The sequence below is a fragment of the Ideonella alba genome (genome assembly GCF_018069845.1).
GTDB lineage: Bacteria > Pseudomonadota > Gammaproteobacteria > Burkholderiales > Burkholderiaceae_C > Ideonella > Ideonella alba.
This window is the reverse complement of record NZ_JAGQDD010000022.1, coordinates 71,556-86,846: the sequence shown is the minus strand read 5'-3', so window position 1 is coordinate 86,846 and position 15,291 is coordinate 71,556. Positions and strand designations below refer to the sequence as shown.

Genomic DNA, 15,291 nt, shown 5'->3' with positions numbered 1-15,291 from the left:
GGTAGCGGGTGAGGGGGAGTTCGCTTGGCCGAAGTCAAGGAGGAGGCCGCAGGCCGGGGGACATGAGGACAAGCGAACTCCCCCTCGCACGCCGCACCACACCGACGCAGTCAGACCAACGGGCGCTCCGGGCAGGAGCCGCCTCAGTGCTGCCCGACCCCCAACCACGCATCCAGCGGCGTTGGGTCAGCCAGCAAGGCTTCGCTGGTGGCGCGGTAGGCGATGCTGCCGCGGTCCAGCACGATGGCGTCGTCGGTGACGCCCAGCACCATCTGCGGGTGCTGTTCCACCACGATCGAGGGCAGGCCCTCGTCGCGGGCGACACGGCGGATCGCCCGCAGCAGTTCTTCCACGATGATCGGCGCCAGGCCCTCCAGCGGCTCATCGAGCAGCAGCAGCTTGGGGTTCAGCACCAAGGCGCGGGCGAAGGCCAGCATCTGCTGTTCGCCGCCGCTGAGCTGGGTGCCCAGGTTCTGGCGGCGCTCGGCCAGGCGCGGGAAGAGTTGGTACACGCGCTCGGGCGACCAGGGGCCGGGGCGCATCACTGCGGTCAGATTCTCGTGCACCGTGAGCGACTTGAAGATGTTGCGCTCCTGCGGCACCCAGCCGATGCCGGCGGCGGCGCGGCGGTGCGAGGGCAGGGCGTGCAGCGCCTGACCGGCCAGCGTGATCGTGCCGGCGTGGCGGCGCGCGGCGCCGGCCAGCGTGTCGATCAGCGTGGTCTTGCCGGTGCCGTTGCGGCCCAGCAGCGCCAGCGAGCGGCCTTCGGGGAGGGTGAAGGAGACGTCCTGCAGCACCACGGCCTCGCCGTGGCCGCAGGTCAGGTGTTGCACGTCCAGCAGCGCAGCCATGCTCAGTGTCCCGGCCGGATACCGGCCATCGAATCGCCCAGGTAGACGGCGCGCACCTGCGGGTCGGCGGCGATCGCCTCGGGCGTGCCCTCGGTCAGCACGGTGCCGTTGACCAGCACCGTCATCGTGGTGGCGAAGCTGAAGACCAGGTCCATGTCGTGCTCGATCAGCAGCACGCTCACATCGGCCGGCAGCGCGGCCACGGTGGCCAGGATCTCGCCGCGCTCGGCCGCAGGCACGCCGGCAGCGGGTTCGTCCAGCAGCAGCACGCGCGGCTGCAGGGCCACGGCCAGCGCGATCTCCAGCAGCCGCCGCTTGCCGTACGGCAGCTCACGGGTGGCGCGGTGGGCCTGCTCGTCCAGGTGGAACTGCGCCAGCAGCGTGGCCACCTCGGCCAGCACGGTGTCGTCGGCGCCCAGCGGCCGCCACCAGCGGCGCGAGCGGCCCAGGCGCTGGCTGACCACCAGCGCCAGACTCTGCGCCGGCGTCAGCGAGGGCCACAGCTGGTTGATCTGGAAGGTGCGCACCAGGCCCAGCGCCACGCGCCGGTGCGCCGGCAGCGCGGTGATGTCCTGGCCGCCCAGTTCCACCCGGCCCTCGGTGGGCGGCAGCACGCCGGTGAGCTGGTTGATCAGCGTGGTCTTGCCGGCGCCGTTGGGGCCGATCAGCGCATGGCGCGCGCCGCGCCGCAGCGTCATCGACACGTTGTTGGTGGCCGTGATGCCGCCGAAGCGCTTCACCAGGCCGTGGGTCTGCAGAACCACATCGTTCATGCGTTGCCCTTCCTGAACCAGCGCCACGGCCGCAGCAGCCGGTCGCGGCCCACCAGCATCAGCAGCACCAGGAAAGCGCCGATCCAGAAGGTCCAGTACTGGGCGGTGAAGGCACTCAGCACATCGTGCAGCACCTTGAAGGCGATCGCGCCGGCCAGGCCGGCCCACAGCCAGCCGGCGCCGCCGATCACCAGCGCCAGCATGATGTCGGCGCTGCGGTGGAAGTCGAGCACGTCCAGCGACGCAAAGCCGGTGGTCTGCGCCAGCAGCGCACCCGCCAGGCCAGCCAGCGCGGCGCCCAGCGTGTAGGCCACGGCCAGCCGCCCTTGCACGCTCATGCCGGCGCTGGCCAGGCGCAGGCGGTTGTCGCGCAGCGCCTCCAGCGAGACGCCGAAAGGCGATTGCAGCACCCGCCGCACCAGCACGAAGACGACGAACAGCACCGCCAGCGAGTAGAACGAGGCCACGCGCGCGCCCAGGTCGAACTCGAACTGGCCCAGCAGCGGGCCCATCAGCACGCCCTGCAGGCCGTCGGCGCCGCCGGTCAGGCCGTCGAACTTGTTGGCCAATTCGTACAGCACGCCGGCCACACCCATGGTCACCATCAGCCGCGTCAGGTCGGTGCCGCGCACGATCATCGGGCTGGTCAGCGCGCCCAGCAGCGCGGCCAATGCGGCGCCCACCGCCAGGCCCAGCAGCGGGTCGGGGTGCAGGTGCTTGGCAAACAGCGCCGCGCCGTAGGCGCCCACGCCGAAGAAGGCCGCATGGCCCAGCGATACGATGCCGGCATAGCCCAGCACGATGTCCAGCGACAGCGCGAAGAGGGCCGTGATCGCGATGTCATTGATCAGCGCGGCATGCTGGGGCAGCGCGATCGGTGCGGCCCAGATCAGCACCCACAGCGCGAGCTCCCAGGGCTTCCAGCGGGCCGGGGCGAGCAGCCGGGCGGACAGATCGCTCATCAGCGCTTCTCCCGCGTGAACAGGCCCTGCGGACGCCACAGCAGGATGGCGATCATCAGCACATAGACGATGAAGGCGCCCAGCTTGGGCACGTAGTACTTGCCCAGCACGTCAGCGCAGCCCAGCAGCAATGCGGCCAGCAGCGGGCCGGTGATGGAGCTGGTGCCGCCCACCGCGCAGACGATCAGGAAATAGACCATGTACTTCAGCGGGAAGCTGGGCTCCAGCCCCAGCAGGTCCGCGCCCAGCGCGCCGCCCAGGCCGGCCAGGCCCGAGCCCACCGCGAAGGTCAGCAGGAAGACGCGGTCGACCGGAATGCCCAGGCCGGCGGCCACGCGCGGGTCATCCACCGCGGCGCGCAGCCGGCTGCCGAAGCGGGTGCGGCTGAGCACCGCCTGCAGCGCCAGCGCCAGCACCAGGCAGACCGCGATCACGAACAGCCGGTAGTGGCCCATGCCCAGTTGCCAGGCGCCCTCGCCGAACTCGAAGCGCCCGCGCAGCCACTCGGGGGTCTGGATCGTCACCGGCGATGAGCCCACCGCATAGTCCACCGCCGCCACCGCCATGAAGGTCAGGCCGATCGAGAACAGCACCTGGTCCAGGTGCGGGCGGCCGTAGAGGTGGCGGTAGAGCAGGCGCTCGGCCAGCGCGCCGGCCAGCGCGGTCAGGACGAAGGCCGCCGGCAGGCAGGCCAGGAAGGGCCAGCCGTGGTGCTGCATCAGCACCGCCAGCACATAGCCGCCGGCCATCGCGAAGGCGCCGTGCGCGAGGTTGATGAAGTTCATCAGCCCCATCGTCACGGCCAGCCCCAGCGCCAGCACGAACAGCAGCATGCCGTAGGCGATGCCGTCGAACAGCAGGGTCAGCATGGCGCGCGATCAGCCGCTGCGGCTCACTTTGTCTTGCCGGGGTCCTTGACCGACTTCTGCACGTCGAACTCGACGTTCCACAGCTGGCCGTCCTTCTTCTCGACGCGGCGGGTGTAGATGTCCTGCACGATCTCGCGCGTCTGCGCGTCGATCAGGATCTGGCCGCGCGGGCTCTCGAAGACCTGGCCCTTGAGCGCCGCCATCAGCGCGTCGTTGCCGGCGCCCTTGCTGGCGTTGAGGCCGTTGTAGAGCAGGCGCATGCCGTCCCAGCCGCCCACCGCCATGAAGTTGGGGCGGAACTTGTGCATGGCCTGGAAGTCGGCGACGAACCTCTTGTTCATCGGGCTGGGGTGGGCGGCCGAGTAGTGCTGGGTGGTGACCACGCCCAGCGCCACGTCGCCCATGTCATTGAGCTGATCGTCATCAGTGATGTCGCCGGTGCCGATCAGCTTGATGCCGGCCTTGTCCAGGCCGCGCTCGCCGAACTGCTTCATGAACTGCGCCCCCTGGCCCGAGGGCAGGAAAACGAACAGCGCGTCGGGCTTGGCGTCGCGCACCTTCTGCAGCACCGGGGCGAAGTCGGGGCTGCGCAGCGGGGTGCGCAGCTTCTCCAGGACCTGGCCGCTGTTGAGCAGGATGCGGTCGCTGAAGTACTTCTCGGCGTCGTTGCCGGGGCCGTAGTCGGTGACCAGGGTCACCACCTTCTTGATGCCGTTCTTCGGCGCCCAGTCGCCCATCGCCACCGCGGCCTGCGGCAGCGTGAAGCTGGTGCGGGTGATGTAGGGCGAGGCCTCGGTGATGGCCGAGGTGGCCGCGGCCATCACCACCATCGGGGTCTTGCTCTGCGTGGCAATCGGCGCCGTGGCCAGCGCCAGCGGCGTCAGGCCGAAGCCGGCCAGCGCCACCACCTTGTCGTTGACCACCAGTTCCTGGGCCAGACGGCGGGTGTTGTCGGCCACGCCGGCGTCGTCCTTGATCAGCACCTCGACCGTCTTGCCGCCGGCCTTCTTGCCGTTCTGCGCCTGGAACAGCTGGATCGCGGCGGCGATCTGCTTGCCGGTGGACGCGCTCTGGCCGGTCATCGGCAGGATCACACCGATCTTCACGGTGTCGGCCTGGGCATGGGCGCTCAGTGGGGCGGCCAACGCGGTGGCGCAGGCCAGGGCGATCAGATGGCGACGACGGGTCATGGCGGCACTCCTGTCAGGCGAGGGGAGCGCCGATTGTGGGCAGCGCCCGCCCGCCCCGGCCCTAGGGTCCACCCGCAGCGGACGGCATGGCCGACCGATAGCTGCTATCGCCGTCCGGCATGGCGGACAATCGGCGCATGCCGCCCGAACAGCCCACCCAGCCGGTCCCCCAGGTCGACAAGTTCCGACCCATCAACCGCCGCCAGCGCCTGAAGATCATCGCCCTGACCGTGGCGGTGGTGGTGGCGCTGTGGAGCCTGCTGCTGCTGCGTCCGGGCGCCCACCCGCGCGTGATCCCGGGCGTGACGCCCGCCCCCTGCAAGGCCGGCCAGACCCAGAACTGCATCGGTGGGCAGGCCAATGTGACGCTGCTGCCGGCCGCGTCGGCGGCCAGCCGCTGATCACCAGATCCGGATCCGCTCGTCCGGCGCCTTCCACATCTTGTCGCCCGAGCGGGTGCTGAAGGCGTCGTGGAAGCCGTCGTGGTTCACCGCGGCGCCATTGGCGCGGTACTCGGGCGGCGAGTGTGGGTCGGTGGCCAGCAGCTGCAGCGTGCGCTCGGGCCGGGTCTTCTCGCGCCAGGCCTGCGCCCAGCCCAGGAAGAAGCGCTGTGAGCCGCTGAGGCCGTCGATCACCGGCGCCGCCTGGTCGCCCAGGGAGCGCCGGTAGGCCTTGTAGGCAACCTGCAGGCCCGACAGGTCGGCGATGTTCTCGCCCAGCGTCAGCTTGCCGTCGAGCGAGCGCCCGGGCAGCGGCTGGTAGCTGCTGTACTGGCTGACCAGGCGCTGGCCCAGGGCGTCAAAGGCCTGGCGGTCGGCGTCGGTCCACCAGTTGCGCAGCGCGCCATCGCCGTCGAACTGGCTGCCGCTGTCGTCGAAGCCGTGGCTGATCTCGTGGCCGATGACCGCACCGATCGCGCCGTAGTTGACCGCGTCATCGGCCTCGGGGTCGAAGAAGGGCGGGCGCAGGATGGCGGCCGGGAAGACGATCTCGTTGGCCATCGGGTTGTAGTAGGCGTTGACGGTCTGCGGCGTCATGCCCCACTCGCTGCGGTCCACCGGCTGGTCGACCTTGCGCGCCTGACGCGCCCACTCGAACTGCGCGGCGCGCCGCAGGTTGCCCAGCGCGTCACCCGGGCGCACCTCCAGACCGCTGTAGTCGCGCCAGCGCTCGGGGTAGCCGATCTTCACCGCATACTTGGCCAGCTTGGCCTGGGCCTGCACGCGGGTCTCGGGGGACATCCACGACAGCTGGTCGATCGAGTCCTTGTAGGCGGCCAGCAGGTTGTTCACCAGCCGCAGCATCTTGGCCTTGTGCTCGGGCGGGAAATGGCGCGCCACATAGAGCTGGCCCACGCCCTCGCCCAGCGCGCTGTTGACCTGGCGCACCGCCTGCTGCCAGCGCGGGCGCGGGCTCTGGGTGCCATTGATGGCCTTGCCGTGGAAGGCGAAGTGCGCGTCGCGCAGCGCCTTGGGCAGGGCCGGCGCCAGGTCGTCGAGCAGGTGCAGCTTGGCGTAGAGCTTCCAGTCGGCCAGCGGCTGCTCGGCCAGCAGCTTGGCCGCGCCGGTGACGAAGCTGGGCTGCGACAGCATCACCGAGGCCGGCGCCGGCGTGCCCGCGCCCTGCAGGAAGGCCGCCCAGTCGAAGCCCGGCGCCTTGGCGGGCAACTCGGCCGGGGTGGCCGGGTTGTACATCTTGACCGGGTCGCGCAGCTCGGCGCTTTCCCAGTGCAGCTCGGCCAGGCGGCGCTCCAGCGCGTAGACGCGCTGCGCGGCCGCGGCCGGCTGGCGCTCGCCCGCGGCGCGCGCCAGCACGCCCAGGTAGCGCAGGTAGGCGGCGCGGGCCTGGGCCATGCGGGGGTCGCGCTGGTTCAGGTAGTAGTCACGCTCGGGCAGGCCCAGGCCGCCCTGCCAGGTCAGCAGGCGGTAGACCTGGGGGTTCTTGAAGTCGGCCTCAACCCCGAGCCCGATCGGGCTGACCGAGCCGGCCACCTGGCGGCCCAGGTAGCTGGCCAGTGCGCTGGGCGAGTCGATCGCATCGACCTCGGCCAGCAGCGGACGCACCGGGGCCAGGCCGGCGCGGTCGATCGCGGCGGTGTCCAGGAAGGCGGCGTAGGTGTGGCCGATCTGGGCCTCCAGGCCCTGGGCCCGATCGCGCCGCGCGGCCATCTCCTCGATGATCGCGCGCACCTGCTGGTCGGAGCTCTCGCCAAGTTCGACGAAGGTGCCGAACTCGGGCTTGTCGGCCGGGATGACGGTGCGCCGCAGCCATTGGCCGTTGGCGGCGCGGAAGAGGTCGTCCTGGGGACGCACGGCGCGGTCGGCAGCGGCGCTGTCGAGGCCGGAGCGGGGAGCGGCGGTCAGCGCCGGGGTCGCCACGGCCAGGGCCAGCAGCAGCGACAGGGTTCGCACGCGAGAGTTCAGCATCGGGATCATTCCTGGGCCATACCGCCAGCGGCCCGATCAGGCCGCCGGCACCAACCAGCCACCCGGGTGGGGCGGCCGGTCACGAAAAGCGTCGATTCTGCCCCGACGCCCGGCCCGGCCTGCTCGGGGTTGGCCCGGCACCGCCATGAACAAGGGGCTCCCGGTGGGAGCCCCTTGGCGTTTCAGGTCAGCGCGGGCGCTGCCCGCGGCCGATCACTTGAACTGGTAGGACGCGGTCAGGTACCAGAAGCGGCCACGCGGATCGGCAAAGGAGCCGGCGAAGCCCGCCGAGTGCGAGCCGTAGCTCGACGAGGCGACGAACGGCGGCTCGGCGTCCAGCAGGTTGCGCACGCCCAGGCCCAGGCGCGTGTTCTTGAAGCCCTTGTAGCTGACGGCCAGGTTCCAGCGCGTGGTGTCGTTGACGTTGTAGGGCTGGGCGACACCCAGGTTGGCATCCACCACCGCCGCGGACTCGGTCCAGCCCTTGACGAAGGTGTTCTCCAGCGTGGCGCCCCACACGCCCAGGCTCCAGTCGAAGCCCAGCGTGTGCTGCCAGCGCGGGATGGGTTGCACGCCGCCGGTGGACACGCCCACATAGCTCTTGTAGGCCGAGCCCTTGCCGTTCTGCTGCTCCCACACGCTGATGTAGGTGCCGGCGAAGCTCACACCCAGCTTGCCGTACTCGCCCAGGCGGAAGCCGGCGCGCACGTCCAGGTCGAAGCCCGAGGTGCGCAGGCCGCCGAGGTTCTCCACCGGGGTGGAGATCGACGAGATGAAGCCGTCGGTGGTGCGGGTGATGCGGGTGGCGGCGTACTTGGCGTACAGCGCCGGGTCGCTCATCAGCTGGTCACCCGAGATCACGCCGATCTGGTCGCTCTTGCGGATCGACCAGTAGTCCAGCGCCATGCTGATGTCGCGCACCGGCTCCAGCACCACGCCCACCGAGAACTGGCGGCTCTTCTCGGGCTTGAGGTTGGGGTCGCTGGTCAGCTTGACGTTGAACTGGGTTTCGCAGCGCGGATCGTCGGCGTGGCCGGCCGGGCAGTTCGGATCGACCTGCACGTCGGCGGTGTTGGTGTTGGACGTCGGGCTGTTGACGTCCCACAGCGTGGGCGCGCGGAAGCCCGTGCCGGCGCTGGCGCGGACCATCCAGCTGCGGTCGGGCTGGATGCGCAGCTTCAGTGCGGGGTTGAAGCTGCTGCCGAAGTCGCTGTACTTGTCGTAGCGCGCGGCGGCGGTCAGCTCGACCTCCTTCATGAAGGGCATGGCCAGTTCCGAGAACAGCGCATAGGCCTTGCGGCTGGCCGAGGTGCGCGGCACCGAGCCCTCGCCGCCGATGTGGGCGCCGGCCGAGTAGTCGGCGTTGGTGGGCCGGTCGTCGGCCTTCTCCTGGCGCACATCGGTGCCCAGGGCCAGCGACATCGCGCCGCCGGCGAGACGGCCGATCTCGCGGCTCATCTTGGCGTCCACGCCGATCACGGTGCTCTTGGACTTGCGCACCACGCCCACCAGCGAGGCGTCCTTCAGCAGCTGCTGGCCGGTGGCGTCGTTCGGGCCGAAGGGGTTGACGTTGCCGCTGCGCAGCGCGGCCAGGTACGGGTCCTGCAGCAGGTAGCCGCTGTAGTTCAGCGTGCCACGGGCCTGGGCCACGCTCAGGCCGACGTCGTAGTCCCACTGGTTCCACAGGCCCGAAACGCCGGTGACCAGGCGCAGCTGCTCGTTGGTGTTGTCGTTGACCCGGTTGCCCATGTCCAGCGAGCGGGTGGCGATCTCGGCGAAGCCGTCGCCATCCGGGTCCCAGTCGGCCGCGGTGAAGCCCAGGCGCGTCAGCAGCGCCAGCGGGAAGTAGCGGCTGCTGGTGGGCATCAGCACGTTCGGGTAGTTGCCGTTGGGCAGCACCTTCATCGCGTCGCCGCTGATCGGCGTGGGCGCGACGCGGCCGATGGTGTGGTTGCGCGCGAACGAGGCTTCGGCGAACAGCGTGGTGTTGCTGTCCAGCGCAAAGGTGCCGCGGGTGAAGAGGTCGGACTTGGTGCTGTCGGGCAGGTTGTCCACCAGCGCCGCGTAGATCGCGCGGCAGCGCTTGATGGTGTCCACGCCGTTGGGCGCCAGGTTGCCGGTGTCCTGGACCACCGAGTTGACCGGGTCGCAGGCCGCCATGTTGGCGCCCGGGTTGTCGTAGGCGCCCGGGGTGATGCCCACATCCATCAGGCGGCCCGGGAAGGCGCGGTAGGAGGTGGGGGGCAGCGAGCCCGGCACCTCGGTGGCGTGGCGCAGGTACAGGCCCTGGTCCACCGCCTTGATGCGGGTCTGCTTCTTGACGTTGCCGGTGACCAGCAGGTTGAACTTGTCAGTGCCCAGGTTGCCCAGGCCGTAGGCGACCGAGACGCCGGTCTCGCGGCCACCCACGCCGGCCTCGGTGTCGCCGTAGCGCAGCGAGATCTCGCCCCTGTCGTAGTCGCGGCGGGTGATGAAGTTGATCACGCCGGCCACGGCGTCGGTGCCGTAGATGGCCGACGCGCCGTCACGCAGCACCTCGATGCGCTCCAGCGCGGCGAAGGGGATGCTGTTCAGGTCCACCGCCACCGAGCCGCCGATCGAGCCGAAGGGGTGGCCCGCGAGGCGGCGGCCGTTGAGCAGCACCAGCGTGCTGTTCGGGCCCAGGCTGCGCATGTTGGCGTTGGAGGTGGCGTAGCCGGCGCCCTGGGTGCTGTCCGACACCAGGCCGGAGATCGCGGCGACGCGGCGCAGCACGTCCTCCACGTTGACCGCGCCGGACTGCTCGATCTGCTCGCGGCTGATGACCGTGACCGGCAACGCCGTTTCAGAGGCGAGGCGCTTGATCGACGAGCCGGTGACCTCGACACGCTGGGTGTCGGTGGCGGTCTGGGCCTGCGCGGCGGTACCGAGCAGGCCGCTGCCAATGGCCAGGACCAGGCTGGCCGCCAAAGGGGTGCGATGGAACATGGATCCTCCGTGGGTCGGGACGAGGGGCCCAGGCGGCCGGCTCATGACCGGGCGCCTGGTTCAAGCCGCCGATTCTCGGAGTGCACCCCGGGGTGTTGCCAAGCAGTTTCTGGTGTGTTGCGGGCGAGTGTCGCCCTAACGAAACACTGCTCCGGGGTTCCCCGGGGGTGCCGGCCTCACATGCTGCGCCGGTACTGACCGCCCACCTCGAAGAGGGCGCTGGTGATCTGGCCCAGGCTGCAGCAGCGCACCGCGTCCATCAGCACCTCGAAGACGTTGCCGTTCTCGATCACCGCCTGCTTCAGCCGGGCCAGTTGCACCGGGGCCTCGTCGGCGTGGCGGGCATGGAAGTCGGCCAGGCGCTGCAGCTGGCTCTGCTTTTCTTCTTCGGTGGAGCGGGCCAGCTCGATGTGCTCGGGCACCGGATCGCCCTTCGGGTTGCGGAAGGTGTTGACGCCGATGATGGGGTACTCGCCGGTGTGCTTGAGCATCTCGTAATGCATGCTCTCTTCCTGGATCTTGCTGCGCTGGTAGCCGGTCTCCATCGCGCCGAGCACGCCGCCGCGCTCGGCGATTTTCTCGAACTCGGCCAGCACCGCTTCTTCCACCAGCTCGGTCAGCTCGTCGATGATGAAGGCGCCCTGGTTGGGGTTCTCGTTCTTGGCCAGGCCCCACTCGCGGTTGATGATCAGCTGGATCGCCATCGCGCGGCGCACCGAATCCTCGGTGGGCGTGGTGATCGCCTCGTCGAACGCGTTGGTGTGCAGCGAGTTGCAGTTGTCGTAGATCGCAATCAGCGCCTGCAGCGTGGTGCGGATGTCGTTGAACTGGATCTCCTGCGCGTGCAGGCTGCGTCCCGATGTCTGGATGTGGTACTTCAGCTTCTGGCTGCGCTCGTTGGCGCCGTACTTCTCCTTCATCGCCACCGCCCAGATGCGCCGGGCCACGCGGCCCAGCACGGTGTACTCCGGGTCCATGCCGTTGCTGAAGAAGAAGCTCAGGTTGGGCGCGAAGTCGTCGATGTGCATGCCGCGGGCCAGGTAGGCCTCGACGAAGGTGAAGCCGTTGCTGAGCGTGAAGGCCAGCTGGCTGATCGGGTTGGCCCCCGCTTCGGCGATGTGGTAGCCGCTGATGCTGACCGAGTAGAAGTTGCGCACGTCGTGGTGCACGAAGTACTCGGCGATGTCGCCCATGACCTTGAGCGAGAACTCGGTGGAGAAGATGCAGGTGTTCTGGCCCTGGTCTTCCTTCAGGATGTCGGCCTGCACCGTGCCGCGCACATTGGCCAGCACCCACTCGCGGATCTTGGCGGCCTCGGTGGGCGTGGGCTCGCGGCCGTTGTCGGCCTTGAACTTGTCGATCTGCTGATCGATCGCGGTGTTCATGAACATCGCCAGGATCGACGGCGCCGGGCCGTTGATCGTCATGCTGACGCTGGTCGTGGGGCTGCACAGATCGAAGCCCGAGTACAGCACCTTCATGTCGTCCAGCGTGGCGATGCTCACGCCCGAGTTGCCCACCTTGCCGTAGATGTCGGGCCGGGCGTCGGGGTCATTGCCGTAGAGCGTGACCGAATCAAACGCAGTGGACAGGCGCTTGGCCGGCATGCCCTCGCTGACCAGCTTGAAGCGGCGGTTGGTGCGGAAGGCGTCGCCCTCGCCTGCGAACATGCGGGTCGGGTCCTCGCCCTCGCGCTTGAAGGCGAAGGTGCCGGCGGTGTAGGGGTAGCTGCCGGGCACGTTGTCCAGCATCAGCCACTTCAGGATCTCGCCGTGGTCCTCGTAGGGCGGCAGCGCCACCTTGCGGATGGTGTTGCCGCTGAGCGTGGTGTGGGTCAGCGCGGTGCGGATCTCCTTGTCGCGGATCTTCACCACGTACTCGCTGCCGGCGTAGGCCTTGACCATGTCGGGCCACTGGGCGAGCAGCTGGCGGGCGTCGGGTTGCAGGCGCGCGGCGCGCTGCTCGGCCAGCGCCAGCACGGTGTTGCGCGCACCGTTCTTCTCGGTGCTGTCCTCGGCCAGCATGCGCGCGGTCTCGGTGAGCTGCTGCACCTCGCGCGCCAGGCGCGCCTGGGCGCGGGCGCGGGCCTTGTAGCCGCGCACGGTGTCGGAAATCTCGGCCAGGTAGCGCACGCGCGCCGGCGGCACGATGGGGGTCTGGTGGGTGCTGTGGCGGGTGTCCACGCGCGGCAGCCGGCCCTCGGTCAGCGCCAGGCCCTTGGCCTGCAGTCGCTCCTTGAGCGCCTGGTACAGCGCGGTGACGCCGTCGTCGTTGAAGCGCGCGGCCTGGGTGCCGAAGACCGGCATCTGCTCGGGCATGACGGTGAAGGCCTCGCGGTTGCGCTGCACCTGCTTGGCCACGTCGCGCAGCGCGTCGGCGGCGCCCTTGCGGTCGAACTTGTTGATCGCCACCAGCTCGGCAAAGTCCAGCATGTCGATCTTCTCGAGCTGGCTGGCGGCGCCGAACTCGGGCGTCATCACGTACATCGGCACATCGACCAGCGGCACGATGGCCGCATCGCCCTGGCCGATGCCCGAGGTCTCGACGATCACCAGGTCGAAGCCGGCGGCCTTGCAGGCGGCGATGGTGTCGGGCAGTGCTGCGCTCACTTCACTGCCGGTGTCGCGGGTGGCCAGGCTGCGCATGAAGACCCGCGCGCCGTTCTGCCACGGCCCGGTGGCGTTCATGCGGATGCGGTCGCCCAGCAGCGCGCCGCCGCTCTTGCGGCGCGAGGGGTCGATGCTGATGACGGCGATGCGCAGGCGGTCGTCCTGGTCCAGGCGGAAGCGGCGGATCAGCTCATCGGTCAGGCTGCTCTTGCCGGCGCCGCCGGTGCCGGTGATGCCCACCACCGGCGCGGTGGAGGCGGCTGCGGCCTGGCGCACCGCGTCGACCATCGCAGCCTCGGCGTCGCCGTTGTCGAGCGCGGTGATCAGCTGCGCCAGCGCCCGCCAGGCGGGCTCGGTCTGGCCCTGGATCGCGGCCAGGCTCTTGGGCGCATGCGCCGACAGGCTCTTGTCGCAGCGCATCACCATCTCGCCGATCATGCCCTGCAGGCCCATGCGCTGGCCGTCTTCCGGGCTGTAGATGCGCACCCCATGCTGCGACAGCATGCGGATCTCCTCGGGCACGATGACGCCGCCGCCGCCGCCGAAGACCTGGATGTGCTCGCCGCCGCGCGCGCGCAGCAGCTCGACCATGTAGGTGAAGTATTCGTTGTGGCCGCCCTGGTAGCTGCTGACGGCGATGCCCTGCACGTCTTCCTGCAGCGCCGCGGTGACCACCTCGTCGACCGAGCGGTTGTGGCCCAGGTGGATCACCTCGGCGCCCATGTTCTGCAGGATGCGCCGCATGATGTTGATGGCCGCGTCGTGGCCGTCGAACAGGCTGGCCGCGGTGACGAAGCGCACCTTGTGGGTCGGGCGGTACTGGGCGAGGGCGCGGTGTTCGGCGGAGAGGTCGGTCATGGCAGGCTCGTCACGTTGGTTGACGTTGACGTAAACGTCAATCCGGCGATGATGCCATGTCCGCTTTCGCCGTGGCTGACAGCGGGATGCTTGGCGCAGACGGGGTTTACCCGTAGTCAATCCTGCGATGCAATGCCGCTGGTACGCTGCGGCCCATGAGCTTCCTGGCGATCGACATCGGCAACACGCGGCTGAAGTGGGCGCAGTACGCCTCGCCCCAGCCGGGCGCGGCGCTGCTGGCCCATGGCGCGGTGTTCCTGGAGACGATCGACGAGCTGGCCGAGAAGGAATGGCGCGAGCTGGCGCCGCCGCACTCGATGCTGGGCTGCGTGGTGGCCGGCGAGGCGGTGCGCCGCCGCGTGGAAGAACAGCTGGAGCTGTGGGACCTGACGCCGCGCTGGGTGGTGTCCTCGCCGCGCGAGGCGGGCCTGGTCAACGGCTACGACCACCCGGCCCGGCTGGGCGCCGACCGCTGGGTGGCGATGATCGGCGCGCGCGGCCATGTGCTGGCGCGCGGGCCGGCGCGGCCGGCGCTGGTGGTGATGATCGGCACCGCGGTGACCGTGGACGCGATCGACCGCGAGGGCCATTTCCTGGGCGGCCTGATCCTGCCCGGCCACGGCATCATGCTGCGCGCGCTGGAAAGCGGCACGGCCGGCCTGCGCGTGCCCACCGGCGAGGTCATGCCCTTCCCGGCCAACACCTCCGACGCGCTGACCAGCGGCGGCACCTACGCCATCACCGGCGCGATCGAGCGGATGCGCCGCCACCTGCGCGAGCGCAGCCAGGGCGAGGAGCCGCTGGTGCTGATCACCGGCGGCGCCGGCTGGAAGGTGGCGCCCTACCTGGACATGCCGCACGAGTTGCTGGAGTCGCTGATCTTCGACGGGCTGCTGAACATCCAGTCGCACCGGCTGGCGCTCTGATCAGCCCGGCGGCGGCTCGTCGCCGGCGCCACGGGCGCGGGCCAGGTCCTCGCGCAGTGCCTGCACCTCCTGGCGCATCGCGGCCATCTCCCGGCGGATCTCATGCAGGAACTCGCGCTCCAGGCGCCGCTCCTCGGTCTCGACCCAGGCGGTGGCGATGGCGGCGGTGATCAGCGAGAGCATGCCGAAACCCAGCATCACCACGAACACCGAGAAGATGCGCGAGGCCGGTGTGGTCGGCACGATGTCGCCATAGCCCACGGTGGCGGCGGTGGTGAAGGCCAGCCACAGGCCATCGGCCAGCGTGGGGGTGCTGGGCTCCAGCCACCAGTAGCCGAAGCCGCAGGCCAGCAGCAGGCCCAGCGCGCTCAGCAGCATGTAGGCCAGGCCGCCACGGGTGATCAGGTGCTGGACCGTCCAGACCATGCGCAGCAGGGTCAGGCCGGCCACCGCCATGCGCAGCACCAGGGCCGGGGTGGACTGCAGGCTGCTGGGGGCCGCCGCCGCCGCCAGCAGGCCGGCCACCAGCAGCAGGTCGGTCGGGTTGGCGCGCAGGTGGCTGGGGGCGTGCCGGCAACGCCGGGCCACCTGCCAGAGGTGGGCGCTCACCACCGCAGCCGCCAGCAGGTAGGCCGCATCGGCCCAGTAGCTGGGGTGCTGGTTCAGCAGCTCGGCGTAGAAGGCCGGGATGGTCAGCAACAGCGCCAGCAGCACCGGCCAGCGCCAGCGGCGCTCGGTGCGGGCGGCGGCCGGGTTGTCGCGGGGCGCTCCGGTCAGGCCCCAGGCCACGGCGCGGCGGACAAACGTGTGGGTATCGAGACTCCAGCGTGACATCCAGCAAGCTTCGCACGACCTTGCGG

Annotated in this window: 11 protein-coding genes; 2 read left to right on the top strand and 9 right to left on the bottom strand. The window is 70.1% G+C overall.

Features of this window, described 5'->3' with window-relative positions; all coding sequences use genetic code 11:
* Positions 1–143: 143 nt before the first annotated feature.
* The 5 genes from KAK03_RS21390 to KAK03_RS21370 are packed head-to-tail and all read right to left on the bottom strand — an operon-like array spanning position 144 to position 4,645.
* On the bottom strand, positions 144–851 hold the full coding sequence (locus tag KAK03_RS21390) for an ABC transporter ATP-binding protein (protein WP_210856731.1): 708 nt from the start codon (positions 849–851) through the stop codon (positions 144–146).
* 2 nt (positions 852–853) lie between these two features.
* Complete coding sequence (locus KAK03_RS21385) at positions 854–1,624, bottom strand: ABC transporter ATP-binding protein (RefSeq protein ID WP_210856730.1); 771 nt, start codon at positions 1,622–1,624, stop codon at positions 854–856.
* Positions 1,621–2,586 (bottom strand): branched-chain amino acid ABC transporter permease, encoded by a 966-nt coding sequence (locus KAK03_RS21380; RefSeq protein WP_210856729.1) that lies wholly within the window; start codon positions 2,584–2,586, stop codon positions 1,621–1,623. The genes KAK03_RS21385 and KAK03_RS21380 overlap by 4 nt, the downstream gene beginning before the upstream one ends.
* Complete coding sequence (locus KAK03_RS21375; RefSeq protein ID WP_210856728.1) at positions 2,586–3,455, bottom strand: branched-chain amino acid ABC transporter permease; 870 nt, start codon at positions 3,453–3,455, stop codon at positions 2,586–2,588. Before KAK03_RS21375 ends, KAK03_RS21380 begins: the two co-directional genes overlap by 1 nt.
* Positions 3,456–3,478: 23 nt before the next feature.
* Positions 3,479–4,645, bottom strand: coding sequence for an ABC transporter substrate-binding protein (locus KAK03_RS21370; protein WP_210856727.1), 1,167 nt, complete (start codon positions 4,643–4,645; stop codon positions 3,479–3,481).
* 137 nt (positions 4,646–4,782) lie between these two features.
* Between KAK03_RS21370 and KAK03_RS21365 the strand changes: the two genes are divergently transcribed.
* Positions 4,783–5,046 (top strand): hypothetical protein, encoded by a 264-nt coding sequence (locus tag KAK03_RS21365; RefSeq protein WP_210856726.1) that lies wholly within the window; start codon positions 4,783–4,785, stop codon positions 5,044–5,046.
* Here the strand turns inward: KAK03_RS21365 and KAK03_RS21360 are convergent, their stop codons facing one another.
* The 3 genes from KAK03_RS21360 to icmF form a co-directional block, all read right to left on the bottom strand.
* Positions 5,047–7,071: a M13 family metallopeptidase gene (locus KAK03_RS21360; RefSeq protein ID WP_247661328.1), complete on the bottom strand. Its 2,025-nt coding sequence runs from the start codon at positions 7,069–7,071 to the stop codon at positions 5,047–5,049.
* Positions 7,072–7,284: 213 nt separating this feature from the next.
* Positions 7,285–10,038 (bottom strand): TonB-dependent receptor, encoded by a 2,754-nt coding sequence (locus KAK03_RS21355; protein WP_210856724.1) that lies wholly within the window; start codon positions 10,036–10,038, stop codon positions 7,285–7,287.
* A 176-nt stretch (positions 10,039–10,214) separates the two neighbouring features.
* Entirely contained in the window at positions 10,215–13,505 is a 3,291-nt protein-coding gene (icmF, locus tag KAK03_RS21350; protein WP_210856723.1) for a fused isobutyryl-CoA mutase/GTPase IcmF, read from the bottom strand.
* Between the two features lie 155 nt (positions 13,506–13,660).
* Between icmF and KAK03_RS21345 the strand changes: the two genes are divergently transcribed.
* A complete protein-coding gene (locus tag KAK03_RS21345; RefSeq protein WP_210856722.1) occupies positions 13,661–14,431 on the top strand; it encodes a type III pantothenate kinase in 771 nt (256 codons plus the stop codon).
* Here KAK03_RS21345 and KAK03_RS25145 read toward each other — a convergent pair whose 3' ends face one another.
* The gene (locus KAK03_RS25145; protein ID WP_247661327.1) at positions 14,432–15,265 is read right to left on the bottom strand and encodes a potassium channel family protein; all 834 of its coding nucleotides are present in this window, start codon (positions 15,263–15,265) and stop codon (positions 14,432–14,434) included.
* Positions 15,266–15,291: the final 26 nt, after the last annotated feature.